Source organism: Pseudomonas donghuensis, from assembly GCF_000696345.2.
Taxonomy (GTDB): Bacteria; Pseudomonadota; Gammaproteobacteria; order Pseudomonadales; family Pseudomonadaceae; genus Aquipseudomonas; species Aquipseudomonas donghuensis.
In genome coordinates this window covers 3,643,267-3,657,935 of the sequence record NZ_CP071706.1, presented here as the reverse complement: position 1 = coordinate 3,657,935, position 14,669 = coordinate 3,643,267, and the positions used below count along the sequence as shown (strand labels likewise).

General features: G+C 63.5%; 15 protein-coding genes. 8 read left to right on the top strand and 7 right to left on the bottom strand.

The window, feature by feature from the left end; all coding sequences use genetic code 11:
- Positions 1–19: 19 nt before the first annotated feature.
- Genes ribA through BV82_RS17040 form a run of 3 tightly spaced genes read left to right on the top strand, consistent with a single transcriptional unit; the run spans position 20 to position 3,015 of the window.
- Positions 20–616 (top strand): GTP cyclohydrolase II RibA, encoded by a 597-nt coding sequence (gene ribA / locus BV82_RS17050; RefSeq protein WP_010226778.1) that lies wholly within the window; start codon positions 20–22, stop codon positions 614–616.
- Positions 617–645: 29 nt separating this feature from the next.
- The gene (locus BV82_RS17045; protein ID WP_036996197.1) at positions 646–2,337 is read left to right on the top strand and encodes a WD40 repeat domain-containing protein; all 1,692 of its coding nucleotides are present in this window, start codon (positions 646–648) and stop codon (positions 2,335–2,337) included.
- 18 nt (positions 2,338–2,355) lie between these two features.
- On the top strand, positions 2,356–3,015 hold the full coding sequence (locus BV82_RS17040; RefSeq protein WP_010226782.1) for an SAM-dependent methyltransferase: 660 nt from the start codon (positions 2,356–2,358) through the stop codon (positions 3,013–3,015).
- A gap of 48 nt (positions 3,016–3,063) precedes the next feature.
- Here BV82_RS17040 and BV82_RS17035 read toward each other — a convergent pair whose 3' ends face one another.
- Together BV82_RS17035 and BV82_RS17030 are read right to left on the bottom strand one after the other, a co-directional pair.
- Entirely contained in the window at positions 3,064–3,792 is a 729-nt protein-coding gene (locus BV82_RS17035; RefSeq protein WP_036996196.1) for a class I SAM-dependent methyltransferase, read from the bottom strand.
- A 34-nt stretch (positions 3,793–3,826) separates the two neighbouring features.
- Positions 3,827–5,254, bottom strand: a complete 1,428-nt coding sequence (locus tag BV82_RS17030; RefSeq protein ID WP_036996194.1) for an MFS transporter — start codon at positions 5,252–5,254, stop codon at positions 3,827–3,829.
- Positions 5,255–5,440: 186 nt separating this feature from the next.
- On the opposite strand from BV82_RS17030, the gene BV82_RS17025 reads away from it, so the two are divergent.
- From BV82_RS17025 to BV82_RS17015, 3 genes are all read left to right on the top strand, one after another.
- Positions 5,441–5,761 carry a YbjQ family protein gene (locus tag BV82_RS17025; protein ID WP_010226788.1) on the top strand — a complete coding sequence of 107 codons (321 nt, stop codon included), beginning with the start codon at positions 5,441–5,443 and terminating at the stop codon, positions 5,759–5,761.
- A gap of 175 nt (positions 5,762–5,936) precedes the next feature.
- The gene (locus tag BV82_RS17020; protein ID WP_010226790.1) at positions 5,937–6,122 is read left to right on the top strand and encodes a hypothetical protein; all 186 of its coding nucleotides are present in this window, start codon (positions 5,937–5,939) and stop codon (positions 6,120–6,122) included.
- A gap of 138 nt (positions 6,123–6,260) precedes the next feature.
- Positions 6,261–6,563 (top strand): hypothetical protein, encoded by a 303-nt coding sequence (locus tag BV82_RS17015; protein ID WP_010226792.1) that lies wholly within the window; start codon positions 6,261–6,263, stop codon positions 6,561–6,563.
- On the opposite strand, the gene BV82_RS17010 is transcribed toward BV82_RS17015, so the two are convergent.
- Complete coding sequence (locus tag BV82_RS17010) at positions 6,554–6,976, bottom strand: group II truncated hemoglobin (RefSeq protein WP_036996192.1); 423 nt, start codon at positions 6,974–6,976, stop codon at positions 6,554–6,556. The two genes, BV82_RS17015 and BV82_RS17010, sit on opposite strands and share 10 nt — an antisense overlap.
- A gap of 435 nt (positions 6,977–7,411) precedes the next feature.
- On the opposite strand from BV82_RS17010, the gene BV82_RS17005 reads away from it, so the two are divergent.
- Positions 7,412–7,561, top strand: a complete 150-nt coding sequence (locus BV82_RS17005) for a hypothetical protein (protein WP_158491194.1) — start codon at positions 7,412–7,414, stop codon at positions 7,559–7,561.
- A 371-nt stretch (positions 7,562–7,932) separates the two neighbouring features.
- On the opposite strand, the gene BV82_RS17000 is transcribed toward BV82_RS17005, so the two are convergent.
- A complete protein-coding gene (locus tag BV82_RS17000; protein WP_010226796.1) occupies positions 7,933–8,265 on the bottom strand; it encodes a hypothetical protein in 333 nt (110 codons plus the stop codon).
- Positions 8,266–8,627: 362 nt separating this feature from the next.
- Between BV82_RS17000 and BV82_RS16995 the strand changes: the two genes are divergently transcribed.
- Positions 8,628–10,118 carry a DASS family sodium-coupled anion symporter gene (locus BV82_RS16995; RefSeq protein ID WP_026001537.1) on the top strand — a complete coding sequence of 497 codons (1,491 nt, stop codon included), beginning with the start codon at positions 8,628–8,630 and terminating at the stop codon, positions 10,116–10,118.
- A gap of 122 nt (positions 10,119–10,240) precedes the next feature.
- On the opposite strand, the gene BV82_RS16990 is transcribed toward BV82_RS16995, so the two are convergent.
- The 3 genes from BV82_RS16990 to BV82_RS16980 all read right to left on the bottom strand — a co-directional run bounded on the left by BV82_RS16990 (position 10,241) and on the right by BV82_RS16980 (position 14,663).
- A complete protein-coding gene (locus tag BV82_RS16990) occupies positions 10,241–10,786 on the bottom strand; it encodes a cupin domain-containing protein (protein ID WP_010226800.1) in 546 nt (181 codons plus the stop codon).
- A 72-nt stretch (positions 10,787–10,858) separates the two neighbouring features.
- Positions 10,859–12,067, bottom strand: coding sequence for an MFS transporter (locus BV82_RS16985; protein WP_051636791.1), 1,209 nt, complete (start codon positions 12,065–12,067; stop codon positions 10,859–10,861).
- Between the two features lie 94 nt (positions 12,068–12,161).
- The gene (locus BV82_RS16980) at positions 12,162–14,663 is read right to left on the bottom strand and encodes a TonB-dependent siderophore receptor (protein WP_051636790.1); all 2,502 of its coding nucleotides are present in this window, start codon (positions 14,661–14,663) and stop codon (positions 12,162–12,164) included.
- Positions 14,664–14,669 lie beyond the last annotated feature (6 nt).

The following is a 14,669-nucleotide window of genomic DNA, read 5'->3' as shown; positions in this document are numbered from 1 at the left end:
AATCGTGCGAGGTTTGATCATGAACAACGACGTTTCGCTGCACACCAAGGTGCCGATCTCGATCCTCGGTGGTTCGGTCGACGCTCATTTCTTCGGCTTCAAGGGCTTCGACAAGCACAACGAACATTTTGCCGTCGGCATCAACCTGGACAAGGCCCAGGTGCCGCTGGTGCGGGTGCATTCCGAATGCATCACCGGCGATGTGTTCGGCTCCCAGCGCTGCGATTGCGGCCCGCAATTGCAGGAGGCGCTGAACACCTTGAACGTGCAGGGCGGTTACCTGATCTACCTGCGCCAGGAGGGGCGCGGCATCGGCCTGTATTCCAAGTTCGAGACCTACCTGCTGCAGGACCGCGGCCTGGACACCTACGAAGCCAACCTTGAGCTCAACCATCCCGCCGATTCGCGCAGCTTCGCCCCAGCGGCGCAGATGCTCAAGGCGTTGAATGTGCACCGCTGCCGGCTGCTGACCAACAATCCGGACAAGGTCCAGCAGTTGCGCGAAGGTGGCATCGAGGTCATCGACCAGGTGCCGACCGGGGTGTTCCTGACCCGGCACAACCGTAACTACCTGCTGTCGAAAGTGGCCAAGTCCAGCCACTCGATCAAGCTCTGATTGTTCTCTGAAGAAAAAAGGATTTTTCGATGAAACACATTGGCCCCATCAGCGGCATCGCCGCCCATGCAGCAGAGTTCGTCGCCACCGCAGGCTACGACAACCAGGTCATTTTGTGGAATGCCCGCACCGGTTTGCCCATTCACCGTGTGCACCACGATCATCTGGCCAATCAATGCGCTTTCAGTGCCGACGGCAAGCACCTGGTCAGCGCCAGCAGCGATTACACCGCGCGTATCTGGGAAGTCCCGAGCATGCGCCTCAAGGCGGTGCTGTCCGGCCACCAGGACGACGTCGAGATGGCGGTGTTCTCGCCCGACGGCACGTTGGTCGCCACCTGCTCGCGTGACCACGTGCTGCGCATTTTCGATGTGCACGGCAACCTCAAGGGCAGTTTCCACGGCCACCAGGCCGACGTGATTTCGGTGGTCTGGTCGCCGGACGGCAAACGCCTGATTTCCAGCAGCGACGACGGCACCGTGCGCCAATGGGACACCGCCAGCTTCAGCCAGTGCGATGAAGTGGACATCGGCGGCGTCGAGACCGACACCATCGCCATCACCCGTTCCGGTGTGGTGTTCGCCGGCGACGATGAAGGGCGCATCTCGATCATCGGCCAGGGCCAGGTGCGCAGCGTTGCCGCCCACGACGCCGGGATCAAGCGCATTGTCTGGAACGACGACAAGCAACTGCTGGTGACCCTCAGCTACGACCGCTCGGCGATCCTCTGGCGCTTCGATGCCCAGCACAACCTCAGCAAGCTGCGCAGCACCGCATTGCCGAGTATCATCTGGCCGCGCAGCTGCGCCTTTGTCGGTGAAGAAGAACTGGTGTTCGCCACCTTCGGCTCGCGCTATGCCACCTGGAACTACGAGCGCGACCAGTGGAGTGTCGAGGGTATCCAACCTGCGGTCAGCATCAACGCCGTGGTCAGTGCCCAGGGCCAGCAGTACAGCATCGGCGATGCCGGCTTGCTGTTTCGCGACAACAAACCGGTGACCGGGGTCGGCAGCCTGTGCAACTTCCTCCAGCCGTTCGGGCCGTTGCTGCTGACCGGCGGGCAGATGGGCCAGGTGTTCGATGCGCTTACCGGGCACCTGCTGTACCAGCACCGCTCACCGTTGAACTGCGGCACCACCTTTACCAAGGACGGCGTGCTTCACGCCCTGATCGGCACCTACACCGGCGAAGGCCTGGTGTTCATCCTTGACGGTCGTGACGGCATTAAGCTAGTGGCCTCGATCGCCATGCACGAAAACGCCATCAAAGGCGTTGCCGCCAACGACCGCTACCTGTTCAGCGTTTGTGCCTCGGCCGATGCCGCGCTGCACCGTATCGACGATTTCAGCTGCGCCCGCCATATCGACAACGCCCATTCGCGCATCTCCAATGGTTGCTGCCAGATCGCGGGCGGCTTCGCCAGTATCGGCCGCGACCTCAAGTTGCGCCTGTGGCTGGAGAGCGGTGACGAGGTGTACGACTCGCCGCACCAGCATTCGATCAAGTGCATCGGCGCTTCGGCCGACGGCGCGATCATCGCCACCGCCGCCTACAACGGCACGGTGGCCCTGTTCGACCTGGCCACACGCAGCTGGCAGCCGCTGCAACGGCCCACCGCCAGCGGCATTTCCTGCATCACCCACAGCGGTCAGCAGCATGATTTTCTGGCCAGCTCCTATGACGGCAACATCTATGGCATCGCCGCCCGGCGTGCTTCCTGAGTGCGAGGAGATCGGTCAATGAGCAAGCAGGCAGTGGATTTCATGGAGCTTTCGGCGTACCGCAAGGCGCTCGATACCTCGTTTGTGCACCGCTATAGCCATGGTGAAGACGAGTGGTCGTGGGACATCGGCATGGCCCGGGCGGCGCGGATATTCCTCGCGGCGCTGGGTGACAGGCCCGACCAGCGCATCCTCGATGTCGGCGTCGGGCGAGGCCGCGATGCGTCGGAGTTGATTCAGGCCGGGCACCGGGTTACCGGCCTGGACATCGTCGAGAACTCCAGCTGGCCGCTGTTGCGCAAGCGTTGGGGCGAACGCCTGGAGTTGCTCAACAGCGCCCTGCAGGACTGGCAGCCGGTGGACGGCCGGCAGTTCGACGCGGTGCTCGACAACGGTTGCTTCCACCATCAGCACCCCGATGAGTGGGATGCGTACCTGGCGCACATGCGCAGCCACGTGCGCCAGGGCGGCCTGATTGCGCTCAATGTGTTTGGCGTGGACAGCAGCAACCCGGTACCGGGCTGGCGCGAGATGGACAACCAGCGCCAGGGTTACTTCTTCACCGAGCAGGGCATTCGCGACACCCTTGAAAGCTACGGCTTGACCTGGCAGGAGCTGGTGGTGATCGAACGCCAGCATGGCGACGCCATGTACCTGCTGGCGCTGGTACGCAACTGAGTGGGAGCACGGCCGGGGCCTGAGTGTTTCAGGTCCCGGCCGTTTTACTTACTTCCTGCAGATCAGACCGATCTGCAGGCTGTTGCTTTCGAACGCGTCCCAGTAGCCCGGCTCCCGGGCCGCCCGGCGTTGCTTGCTGATCAACGGCGCAATCCACAGGCAGTCGCGCAAGCCTGCGGCTTTTGCCGCGTCTTCATACACCTCTTTACGCCAACGGTAGTAAGTGAAGTCGGCCGGCGGCGTGGACATGAACTGGGCTTTGCAGCGGTAGCCGCCGTTGACGGCGCTTTCTTCCAGTACGCTGATGCCGTAGCGGGTGAAGTTGCCCTTGGCCAGGTCAAAGGCCGGGTTGGCGGTGTAGGCCACCAACTGGCCGCCGGGCTTGAGGTTCTGCGCCGCGGTGCTGAACATCCGCCCCAGTTCCTCGACGCTGCTGGCGTAGTTGAACAACCAGGCCGCGGTGACCTTGTCGTAGCTGCCGATGCGCCCCATTTGCGCCACGTCCCGTACTTCATAGGCGATACCGTCGTTGGCCTGGCGGGCCTGGTAGATCATGCTCGGCGAAATATCCACGCCGCGCACCTGAGCCGCGCCCCAGTCCTTGAGCTGGCGGCTGAAAAAACCGTGGCCACAGGCCAGGTCGAGAATCTCCAGGCGCTGCACGTTGCCGACCATGTAGCGGAAGGTATCGACTTCGACACCGCGCTGGCTGGCATGGCTGGTGAAGTCCTCGAACTGTTCACTGATGCGCTCGTACACCTGTTTGGCTTCTTTCATCGCTGCTCCTTGCATGGCAGGGGGACTCAACTCTTCAGGCCAGGGCCTGGGCCGGGCTACGGGTAAGGCGCCAGGTCAGCCGCAGGGCCAGCACCGGCGCCAGGGCAAACACGCCGAACAGCCAGGCCGAGGCCTGCTGCGCACCGGCGACGCCACCGGGCTCGACCAGCCCGGCGCTGTTGCTGACCAGCCCGGCCAGTGCGGCGGCCAGGGCAGTGGCGTACAGCTGTACGGTGGTGATCGAGGCCGAGGCGAGGTTCTCTTCGCCCGGGCGGGCGGCGCTGAGTATCCGGGTCAACAGGTGTGGCCAGCCCAGGCCGATCCCCAGGCCAACCCCGGCCAGGGCCAGGCAATACACAACCAGGCCCTGGGTCTGCGCCAGCCACCGCTGTTGCGGGGTCATCAGCGCCAGTGCCAGCAGGGCAACGAGAATAACCGCCGGGCCGAAGCGGATCATGCGTTCGGCGCCAGCGCCTGTTCGGCTGGCGCTGAACAACGCGGCAACGGTCCAGCCACCGGCCATGGCGGCGGTCATGTAGCCAGCTGCCAGCGGGCTCAGGCCGTGAATCTGCTGAAGGAAATAAGGAACGAAAATCTCCGTGGTGATCGCCGCGATCAGCAGGCACATGACCGCGTACAACCCACCCAGCGGTGTGCCCAGGGCGTAGGCGCCGGTGGGCAGCAGGCGTCGGCCGGGCTGGTGGTCCAGGCGTGCGATCAGCACGGCGATGGCCAGCCCCGCGCCGATACCGATCAGGTTCCAGAGCAGTTGCGTCGACAGGCTGGCGGCGGAAATCGCCAGCACCGACGCCACCAGGCAGGCGATCAGGCCATAGGGTGGACGGGATTGCGAACGGGCGGCGACCTGGTTGCGCAACTGGCTGATGACGATCAGCGCCAGCAGCGCCGCTACCGGCAACAGCGACCAGAACGCCCAGCGCCAATGACCGCCCTGGGCGAAGATGCCACCGACCGCCGGGCCGCACAGGGTCGCCACGCCCCACATGCCGGACACCAGGGCCATGGCCCGCGGCCACAAGCGTTCATCGAACACCAGGCGGATCAAGGCATAGCTCAGGGCAAACAAGATACCGCCGCCCAGGCCCTGGACACTGCGGCCGATCAGCAGCACCGGCATGCTTGGCGCTGCGGCGCAGATCACCGAGCCCAGGGCGAACACCGCCAACGCCAGGAGAAAGGCGGCGCGCGCACCCAGGCGTTCGATCAATTGCGCCGACAAGGTCGAGCCGATGATCGAGGTGGCGACGAACAGGGTGGTGCTCCAGGCATAAAACGCCAGGCCGCCGATGTCGGCAATCACGGTCGGCAGGATGGTGGTGACGATGTAGACGTTGATCGCGTGCAAGGCCACACCCCCGGCCAGGGCGATCGAGCGCAGGGCATTGCGCCCGTGCAGCAGTTCGGCCCATGAAGCGGGGGCAGGGGTGTGGGCGGTACTCATGTGCGGCTCCTTCGCAGGCGGGGCGTTCAGTGGCTGAAAGTCTAGGTGCAGTCGTTCTATTACACAATTTATAACTTGTATAAATAGCCAGCGCGCCAGGCACCGGTTTTGCTACCATCGCGTTTTTTTTACCGCCCGCGCACTGAAGCGCCGGGCGGCTGACAGGCAAGGCCGAAGGAGAGCAGCATGATCATCACCACCACAGGTACCATCGAAGGCCGGGAAATCGCCGCCTATCTGGATGTGGTCAGCGCCGAGTCGGTCCAGGGCATCAACGTGGTTCGCGATATTTTCGCCAGCTTTCGCGACTTTTTCGGTGGCCGTTCGCAAACCCTGGAGAGTGCCCTGAAAGAAGCACGCATCCAGGCCACCGACGAAATCCGCAGCCGCGCGCGCAGCCTGCAGGCCGATGCGGTGGTGGGCCTGGATTACGAAATCAGCATGCCGTCGGCACGCGGTGGCATGGTTGTGGTGTTTGTCACCGGCACCGCCGTAAAGCTCAAGTAAGCCTCTAAGTCACCCGAGGGGTGCGACAAAATAGCCCGGCCATTGGTCGGGCTTTTTTGTCTTCGCCCGTGTGGTCCGTAAATGACCGGCTAGTCTCAGAATCACCAGGGTCAGTGCTTTTCTGGGCAATCATCTGCTTGCCGGTACTGATCCGCTGTCGGAGGGAGACTGGGGCATGGTTGACTTATTCAATGAGGACAACGGCGACGCTTTTCCAATCAACAATCTAATCCGTTGCGGGCAGAGCGGCTATCGGCTGGGCTTTACCAACATGACGCAGGAAGACGCACAGGTGCGCCTGAACACGCTGCCGCGTAGCAAGAAGGGCAAATTCACCCCGCGCTTGCCCGCGAAGAAGTGATCGAATCGACCACCACCCCGCCCAACGGCGGGGTTTTTTTTGCATTGTTTGACCTCGCGCAAAGGTTGTGCGGCTCGTACTCGCCTGATTTCGGGTTGTGTGCCTTACTACTGCCGCCATCAATACAGGAGCCACTCGATGCGTATCAGGGAAGAAACTTACTGGAGCTGGGCCGACGCGCAACTGCATAGCCGCAGCCATGACGAACAGCTCAGTGACGGGACCAGTATCGACGTGCAGGTGAGGTTGTCGCGTACCGGTGCCACGCAATTGTTCCTCGGTATCTATACGTGCCAGGGCAATGCCCTGGTCGAGGAGTATTACGACAACCGTCCCGGCGAAACCATGACCCGCGCCATGGTCTGGGGTGTCGACCGGGCCCGGGCACTGGCTACCGGGGCGTTGCCGCTGGAGACGGTGGCGCTGCGCCTTCAGGCCTGAGGATGGCGGGCGCGGCTGGCCTGGACGATGCGCTGGGCCGGCACGCGCAGTTGGCGCAGCAGGTAGTCGGCAAATTCGTCGGGGTAATCCTGCAGTGCAATTGCCTGCTCCATGCAGCTCAACCAGATAGCGCTGTGGTGTTCATCGATCGGCCATTGGGCATGGAAGGCCGGGATGGCGATCGGGCCATAGCGTTCGCTGAACAGCCGCGGGCCACCGAGCCAGCCGCTGAGAAAGCAGGCCAGCTTGTCGCGTGAGGCATCGAGGTTGTCGGGGTGCATCTGGCGCACGGCCAGTGCCTCGGGGTTCTCATCCATCAACCGGTAGAACTCATCGACCAGGCGGCGCAGGCCGTCGATGCCACCGGCGGCTTGGTAGGACGCATCACCGGTTCCGAAAGCAGGGTGGGTCATAAGTGGGCTCTTCAGGTAAAAGCGCCATTCTAGCCAAGTCCCGGGGCGAATAAAAAATGCTGTTCATGGAGTCTTGGGGGCTATGGTCCTTGGGTTGGGTTGGGTTGGGTTGGGTTGGGTTGGGTTGGGTTGGGATGTTCAGGCTGCGAGCTTATCCGTTCGCTGTGGCGCCGCTGCTGGCCCCTTCCGCCTTTACGGCGGCCTACTTTTCTCTTGGGAAAAGGTAGGCAAAACCGCTTGCTCCTGCATACGGCCCTACGCTGCGCTTCGGGTCCCCTCGCTACGGCGCCCTCCGGGGCATCGCGGCCTACGACTTGCTGCGCCAAGTCTACGTCTCGCGTCTTCGGCTAACGCCGAAGGTGCTGCGCACTGCCCCTACAGGCACCTTCGCTCGGCCTCCTGAAGTCGCTTTTGGCGGCGCCTGGAATTACGTGCATGAACATCAAAATCAAGACCAAGCAAGTCGGTGCTCGCTTTGCCAGCGAGCTTGCCCCGCTCTGGCGTCAGCCTGGCTGCGCCAACATCTGCTTTCGCAGATACGCCCGTGCAGGCGCCGCCCGTAACTTCGCGACTTCAGGAGGCTGAGCGTAGGTGTCTGGAGGGGGCTGGTGCGCAGCACCCTTCGGCGTCAGCCGAAGTCGCGAGACGTAGACTTGGCGTAGCAAGTCGTAGGCCGCGGAGCCCCTGGAAGACACCGAAGCGAAGGGACCCGAAGCGCAGCGTAGGGCCGTATGCAGGAGCGAGCGGTTTTGCCTACTTTTCCCAAGAGAAAAGTAGGCCGCCGTAAAGGCGGAAGGGGCCAGCAGCGGCGCCACAGCGAACGGATAAGCTCGCAGCCTCAACATCCCAAGCCAAGGACCATAGCCCCCGGGACTCCATGAATAACCATAAAAAAAGCCCAATCCGCAGGGATTGGGCTCAAGCGTGGCTGGGGCTGTGCCGCACCCCAGCGACCCTTAGCAGAGGCGGTCGATTACCGCGACGCCCGGTTTGTTCTGCAGCGCAGCCCACTCGCTTTGCAGGGTCTGCAGAACCCGTCCGACATACTGGGTGTCGGCGGCGGCCTTCTTGCCAACGTAGCCCTGGCCGCGACGGTACATCTTCAGGCGAGCCCGCATGTTCGGGTTGCATTGCTCGAACTGCGCTTCGTCGCTCAGGGTATCCAGGCTGTCCAGGCGAACTTCGCCCGATTCGCAAACCCAGAGGATATGGCTGTCGAGGGTGTCCTTGCGCGCGGCGAACAGCCGGGCCAGTTCTTCAACAGTCGGTTGATTGTTCAGATTCATCATAAAGCCCCCTTGACCATTCGTTGTTTGTTCGCACTTGGCGCATAACATGTAGCGTTAAATGAAAGCTGCTACAGCAGCGTCACAACTGGGGGCTTCTACACGCTGCCTTTTGGGCAGTACCCATCCGCACACAGCTCATGGATCTGTCGAGCTGCCTGGAACACCCTTGCCAGTACCCCCGATCGGGGAGACGGCCTCATCATGCAAGGGGCGATGAACGGCGTCAACAGGTTTTGTAGTGATTTTTTCCACGCACTACATATTGTCCGACAATGCCTCGAATTCAGGGCATTGATACGCATCAGTCCGCGTTGAGGTGACTTGCAGGATCATGCCTGGACATGTTTTGCAGGGAGTCACCCATGAATTCAGCGGCCAATGCGCCTGTCTCTCCAACTGCCGGAACCCGCGTGCCTATTGGCCTGTTGGTCGGTATCGCGGCCCTTGCCGGGGTGCTGTTGCTGCCGATGCCCGCCGACTTGCCGGTGGCCGGCCACCGGGTGCTGGCAATCCTGGCCTTTGCCGTGGTGGTGTGGATCAGCGAAGCGGTGTCGTACGAAGCCAGTGCGATCATGATCACCTCGCTGATGGCGTTTTTGCTCGGCACTGCGCCGACGGTCGCCGACCCTTCGGTAATCTACGGCTCCTCGGCGGCAATCACCCTGGCCCTGACCGGGTTCTCCAACAGTGCCCTGGCCCTGGTGGTCGGGGCCTTGTTCATCGCCGCGGCCATGACCCACACCGGCCTTGACCGGCGCATCGCCCTGGTGACGCTCTCGAGCATCGGCGTCAGCACCCGGCGCATCCTCATCGGGGCGGTGGCGGTTACCGTGCTGCTCAGCCTGGTGGTGCCCAGCGCCACGGCGCGCAGTGCCTGCGTGGTGCCGATCATGATGGGGGTGATTGCCGCGTTCGGCGTGGATAAACGCTCCAACATCGCGGCCGGGATCATGATCATCGTCGCCCAGGGCACCAGCATCTGGAACATCGGTATCCAGACCGCTGCGGCGCAGAACCTGCTGACCGTCGGCTTCATGGACAAGATGCTCGGGGCGCGGGTGTCGTGGATCGACTGGCTGATTGCCGGTGCGCCGTGGGCGCTGATCATGTCGGTGGTGCTGATTGTCCTGGTACTGAAAATGCTGCCGCCCGAGAGCGAAGCGATACCCGGCGGCAAGGCGGCGGTGAACAAGACCTTGGCCGAGCTCGGGCCGATGACCGCTGCGCAGAAACGCCTGCTTGGCGTGTCACTGCTGTTGCTGCTGGCCTGGGCCACCGAGGGCAAGCTGCATCACTTCGATACCACCTCGACCACCTATGCCGGGTTGGTGATCCTGCTGCTGCCACGGCTCGGGGTCATGACCTGGAAAGACGTGCAGGCGCGCATTCCCTGGGGCACGGTGATTGTCTTTGGTGTCGGCATCAGCCTGGGCACTACCTTGCTCACCACCCAGGCCGGGCAATGGCTGGGCGCGCAGGTGGTGGCCCATACCGGGCTGGATCAACTGGGGACGCTGGGGGTGTTCTCGATTCTGGCGGCCTTCCTGATTCTGATCCACCTGGGCTTTGCCAGCGCCACCGCGCTGACCTCGGCACTGCTGCCGATCCTGATCGCCGTGCTGCAGACCCTGCCGGGTGACTTCAGCCGCCTGGGCATGACCATGGCCCTGGGCTTTGTGGTCAGCTACGGGTTTATCCTGCCGATCAACGCACCGCAGAACATGGTCTGCCTGGGCACCGAAACTTTCACCGCCAAGCAGTTTGCCCGGGTGGGGATCCTGGTGACCTTGATCGGCTATGGGCTGATGCTGGTGTTTGCCGCTACCTGGTGGCAGTGGTTGGGCTGGATGTAAAGGGCCAAGATTGCGACCGCTTCGCGCTCGATCGCTGGCAAGCCAGCTCCCACAGTTCCGGTGTACACAAATCTACTGTGGGAGCCGGCTTGCCGGCGATGGGTTGGCAGCAGCCCCCGAATCTAGAAATTCGCCGGCGTGTTGGCGCTGATGATCTCGGCCTCGTCCTGGCCGATGTTCTTGAAGCTGTGGGGCAGGGTGGTGGGGAAGTAGTAGCCGTCGCCCGAGTTGAGGATGCTGACCTGGCCATCGACCCGCAACTCGATGGTGCCTCGGGTCACCAGGCCGCATTCTTCGCCTTCGGCATGCACGATCGGCTCACCGGAATCGGCGCCTGGCGCGTACAGCTCGCGCAACATGCGCATCTGCCGGCCCTCGACACTGGCACCCACCAGCAACATGCGCAGGCCGCTGTTGCCCAGGTCTGGCTGCTCGGTGGAGCGGAACACAAAGCGCTCCTCGCGGATCGGCTCGTCGAAACTGAAGAACTCCGCCAACGACATCGGAATGCCTTCAAGCAGCTTTTTCAGGGAACTGACCGACGGGCTGACGCGATTCTGCTCGATCTGCGAGATCGTCGAGTTGGTCAGGCCACTGCGTCGAGCCAGCTCCCGCTGGGAGAGTTTGTTGCGTTCACGCACCAGTTTGAGTCGTGTCCCCGTGTCCATAGCCGCCTTATGTGTCAAAAATTTTGGGCGAGGCATTAAAGCACATTCGGCCAGGCTTTAGCGGCCCACCTGTTAGGCGGGCTTTTTCGGCTGCGGCCACAGGCCTACCAACAACAGTAACGCAGCGACAATCAGGTATGGCAGGCGCGGATCAACGGCATAGATCAGGGTCCCGGCCAGCGGCCCGATGACCACGCCCAGCCCCTGCACCGCGCCGATGGAACCGGCCGTGGCGCCTTGCTCGCTGGCGTCCATGGCATTGGCCGCCAGCGCCGAAAACGCCGGGAACACCCAACCCATGCCACAGGCCGAAACAAAGAAACACGCCCACAGCCCCACGGCACTGCTGGCCAGGGCGCTGGCGGCAAAACCCACGGCGGCGATGCTGGCGCCGACGCGGATCATCCGCAATGGTGGCCACTCGAGCTTGCGCACCAGGATCTGCGAGAGGATCAGCGCCACGCCGACCATGGTCAGGGCAACCCCGGCGGTTTGCGCGGCATCGGCCGGGGCCATGCCCAGGCGGTCTAGGGCGAAGAAACCGACGGTGATCTGCGCCACCGACACGCTGAGCATTGCCACGAAGGCCACCAGCAAGGGCCGGCGCAGGCGCGGGTCGGCCAGGCGTACCGGGCGTGGCGGTTGCTTGATGTGCAACTCCTGACGCTTGAGCTTGAGCAGCAGCACCAGGAACGCCAGCATCGGTAGCACCGCCATCCCATAGAACGGCAGGCCCAGGCTGTAGCGGGCCAGGACCGCTGCCAGCGCCGGGCCGATCACCAGGCCGAAGGCGTTGGCCGCACCCAGCGAAGCCATTGCCCGAGCGCGGTGCTGAGGTTCGATGTTATCGGCAATCAGCGCTGCGCCAGCAACCGGCAGAGCGGCGTAGAAGGCGCCGATCAAGCCGCGGCCAAGCACCAGCCCGGCAAAGGCCAATGCGGCGCTGGGCAGCAGGTGCAAAGCAGTGTCGATGAACAAACACAACGCCCAGTAGGCGGCGGTGAAGCCTGCGGTGCCGAGCAGCAACACCTTGCGCCGCCCCAGGCGATCACTGGCGCGGCCCCAGGGGCGGGCCAGAAGCATCCAGATCACTCCGGCAACCGTGACTGCAATACCTGCCTGCCAAGTGGCCAGGCCCAGGGTGCGGGCAATCGGGCCGATCAAGGAAACGAAGGCCATCAGCGCCATGGTGCAGGCCATGTTGGCCGCCAGTAGCGGGCGCAGGTCGAAAGAGGAGCGCTCGGCTGAAGCGAGCACGGCAGGGTCCGTTGCAGTGGTCATGGGCTATCCAGGGCAGGTGAGGGCAAGGCGGTCGACGACCGGCACAAGATGATAACGATTATCATCGGCTGGCGTCGACCGCAAATCACCGGCGTCAGAAATCGCCTTTGAGGGTCACCATGAAATTGCGCGGCTCACCATAGAAGTTACCCCAGGCCAGGGCGCCGACGCTGGAGTAGTAGTGCTTGTCGAACAGGTTGTTGCCGTTGACGGCAATGCTCCAGTTGTCGTCCAGCTGGTAGCCCAGGCGCGCGTTCCAGATCGCGTAGCCGGGCTGTACGGTTTTCGCCGCGCGGTCCTGGTAGTGGTTGTCGCTTTGCGCGTTGACCCCGCCGCCCAGGCTCCAGCGTTGCAGCGGCCCGTCCAGTTGGTAGTCGGCCCAGACCCGCAGCAGATGGCGCGGCACGTAGCTGGCGGTAAAGGTCGCGTCTTGGCTGGTGCTGTTGGTCTTGAGGTACTCAAGCTCGGTGTAGGTGTAACCGGCCAGTACCTGCAGGCGCTCGGCCAGCTCGCCGCTGAGTTCGGCTTCAAAGCCCTGGGCGCGGACCTTGCCCTTGTCGCTGTAGCAGTAACCGTCGGAGGAACCGGCGCACACCGAATCGTAATCGGCTTCGGCGCGGTGCGCCTCGATGGTGCGGAACAGGTTGAACGCCGCGTTCAGGCCGCCATCGAGCCATTCGCCCTTGATCCCCAGCTCATAGTTGGCGCCGGTCTTGGGTTGCAACGGGCTGCCCTGGGTATCGGTGTAGGTGCCCTGGGGCTGGAAGATGTCGGCGTAGCTGCCGTACACCGACCAGGTGTCGTCCAGGTCGTAGATCAGCGCGGCAAACGGCGTGACCTGGCCGTTTTCCTGGCTGCGGTCATGCTGCCAGTAGTCCCAGGCCTGGGTGTAGGAATCGCGCTGGCTGCGGTACCAGCTGACCCGGCTGCCAAGCACCAGGGTCAGGGGCTCGGCCAGTTTCAGGCGCAAGGTGGCATAGGTGCCCATCTGCCGCGTGTCGGTTTCCACCGGCAGCGGGCCGCCGCGGTAGGAGGCGGTCTGGTACAGGCTGTCCGGCGGCTTGGGAATGTCGCGGTTGGGGGCGAAGGGGTCCATGGTCACGCCGAGCAACTGGGTCATGTTGATCAGCGCGTAGCTGTCGCTGCCCTTGGCCCGGCTGGCGTTGGCGCCGATGATCAGTTCATGCTCCAGGCCCCAGGCGTTGAACTTGCCGTCCAGGTAGGCGTCCATGCCGTAGTCGTGCTGGTCGTAGTCGAACACGCCGGAGTACAGCTGGTTGTTGGCCGAGCTGCTACCGACCGGTACGCTGCCCAGAGTCATCGCGTACTGCATGTCCTGGGTGTTGTGGCTGTGCATGGCGGCGACCTTCAACCGCCACTGGTCGTTGAAGTGATGGGTGAGGTCGGCGAACAGGTTGACCCGCTGGCTTTCCCAACTGTTCCAGGTCGCGCCCAGGCAGGTGGAGCGCGACAGCTTCAGGTCCGCACCATTGCTGTAGCGCGGCAGGCCCTGCCAGCAAGGGGTGGCGTTGAGCTTCTCGTAGGCGGCGCCGATGCCGAGGGTGGTGGCGTCGTTGAAGTCGTAGTCCAGGGCGCCGTAGACCACCTGGTCGTCGCGCTTGCCCATGTCGTAGAAATACTGGCGGTCCTGCCCGGCAACCACCAGCCGGCCACGCAGGCTGCCGGATTCGTTCAGCGGGCCACCGGTATCGAGCTGGGCACGGTAGTTGTCCCAGGAGCCGGCCGAAAGGCTGACGCTGGTGGCGGCCTTTTCCTGGCCGCGCTTGCGGATGAAGTTGACCCCGCCGGCAGAGCTGCCAGAGCCCTTGAGCATGCCGGCGGCGCCGCGCAGCACTTCGACACGATCGTAATAGGCCATATCGCTGGCAAAGCTGTTGGCCTGTACGTAGTTGCCACCCAGGTCCAGCGGCACGCCATCGTACTGGTACTGGCCGGCGAGCATGAAACCGCGCGAGTAGAAGTATTTGCCGCCCATGGGCGAGTCATGCACGGTGATCCCTGGCGTCTTCTCCATCACCTGTTCGAGGGTGGTGAGGTTTTGGTCATCCATCATTTTGCGGGTGATCACCGTCACCGACTGCGGCGTTTCGCGCAGTGAATGCTCGCCCTTGGCAAAGCTGACCTGACGCACGGTGAGGCTGTCGGTGGTTTCCATGTGGGTGTTCAAGGTGCTGGCGCCAATGGTGGTGGCGCCCAGTTCCAGCGCGCCATCACTGGCCGGCAGCGGGCGGATCGAGTAGCTGCCGTCGGCCTGGCGGTAAGCCTGCAGGCCACTGCCAGCGAGGATCCGGCTCAGGCCTTCGAGTACCCCGTAACGCCCCTGCAGGCCCGGGCTCTGCTGGCTGCTGGTCAGGTGCGCGTCGTACGACAGGTTGACCCCGGCCGCCGCCGCAAAGCTGCCCAGCACCTGGCTCAAGGAGCCCGCGTCAATGGCAAACACCTGGCCGTTACTGGCGCTGTCGGTCTCTGCTGCCTGGGCAACGTCGAGGGGCAATAGGGGCATGACCAGAGCGGCGACAAGCAGGTGTCGGCCAATCAGCTGGGGGAGGAGGGCACGGGGGAAGCGGGGTTGCATGGAAAT

Excerpts from the sequence above, each read along its gene's own strand:
- BV82_RS16990 (WP_010226800.1), bottom strand. The coding sequence starts at position 10,786 with ATGGACACGGGGACACGACTCAAACTGGTGCGTGAACGCAACAAACTC.
- BV82_RS16995 (WP_026001537.1), top strand. The coding sequence starts at position 8,628 with ATGAATTCAGCGGCCAATGCGCCTGTCTCTCCAACTGCCGGAACCCGC.
- BV82_RS17015 (WP_010226792.1), top strand. The coding sequence starts at position 6,261 with ATGCGTATCAGGGAAGAAACTTACTGGAGCTGGGCCGACGCGCAACTG.
- ribA (WP_010226778.1), top strand. The coding sequence starts at position 20 with ATGAACAACGACGTTTCGCTGCACACCAAGGTGCCGATCTCGATCCTC.
- BV82_RS16980 (WP_051636790.1), bottom strand. The coding sequence starts at position 14,663 with ATGCAACCCCGCTTCCCCCGTGCCCTCCTCCCCCAGCTGATTGGCCGA.
- BV82_RS17000 (WP_010226796.1), bottom strand. The coding sequence starts at position 8,265 with ATGATGAATCTGAACAATCAACCGACTGTTGAAGAACTGGCCCGGCTG.
- BV82_RS17005 (WP_158491194.1), top strand. The coding sequence starts at position 7,412 with ATGAACATCAAAATCAAGACCAAGCAAGTCGGTGCTCGCTTTGCCAGC.
- BV82_RS17035 (WP_036996196.1), bottom strand. The coding sequence starts at position 3,792 with ATGAAAGAAGCCAAACAGGTGTACGAGCGCATCAGTGAACAGTTCGAG.
- BV82_RS17030 (WP_036996194.1), bottom strand. The coding sequence starts at position 5,254 with ATGAGTACCGCCCACACCCCTGCCCCCGCTTCATGGGCCGAACTGCTG.
- BV82_RS17025 (WP_010226788.1), top strand. The coding sequence starts at position 5,441 with ATGATCATCACCACCACAGGTACCATCGAAGGCCGGGAAATCGCCGCC.
- BV82_RS17040 (WP_010226782.1), top strand. The coding sequence starts at position 2,356 with ATGAGCAAGCAGGCAGTGGATTTCATGGAGCTTTCGGCGTACCGCAAG.
- BV82_RS16985 (WP_051636791.1), bottom strand. The coding sequence starts at position 12,067 with ATGACCACTGCAACGGACCCTGCCGTGCTCGCTTCAGCCGAGCGCTCC.
- BV82_RS17045 (WP_036996197.1), top strand. The coding sequence starts at position 646 with ATGAAACACATTGGCCCCATCAGCGGCATCGCCGCCCATGCAGCAGAG.
- BV82_RS17020 (WP_010226790.1), top strand. The coding sequence starts at position 5,937 with ATGGTTGACTTATTCAATGAGGACAACGGCGACGCTTTTCCAATCAAC.
- BV82_RS17010 (WP_036996192.1), bottom strand. The coding sequence starts at position 6,976 with ATGACCCACCCTGCTTTCGGAACCGGTGATGCGTCCTACCAAGCCGCC.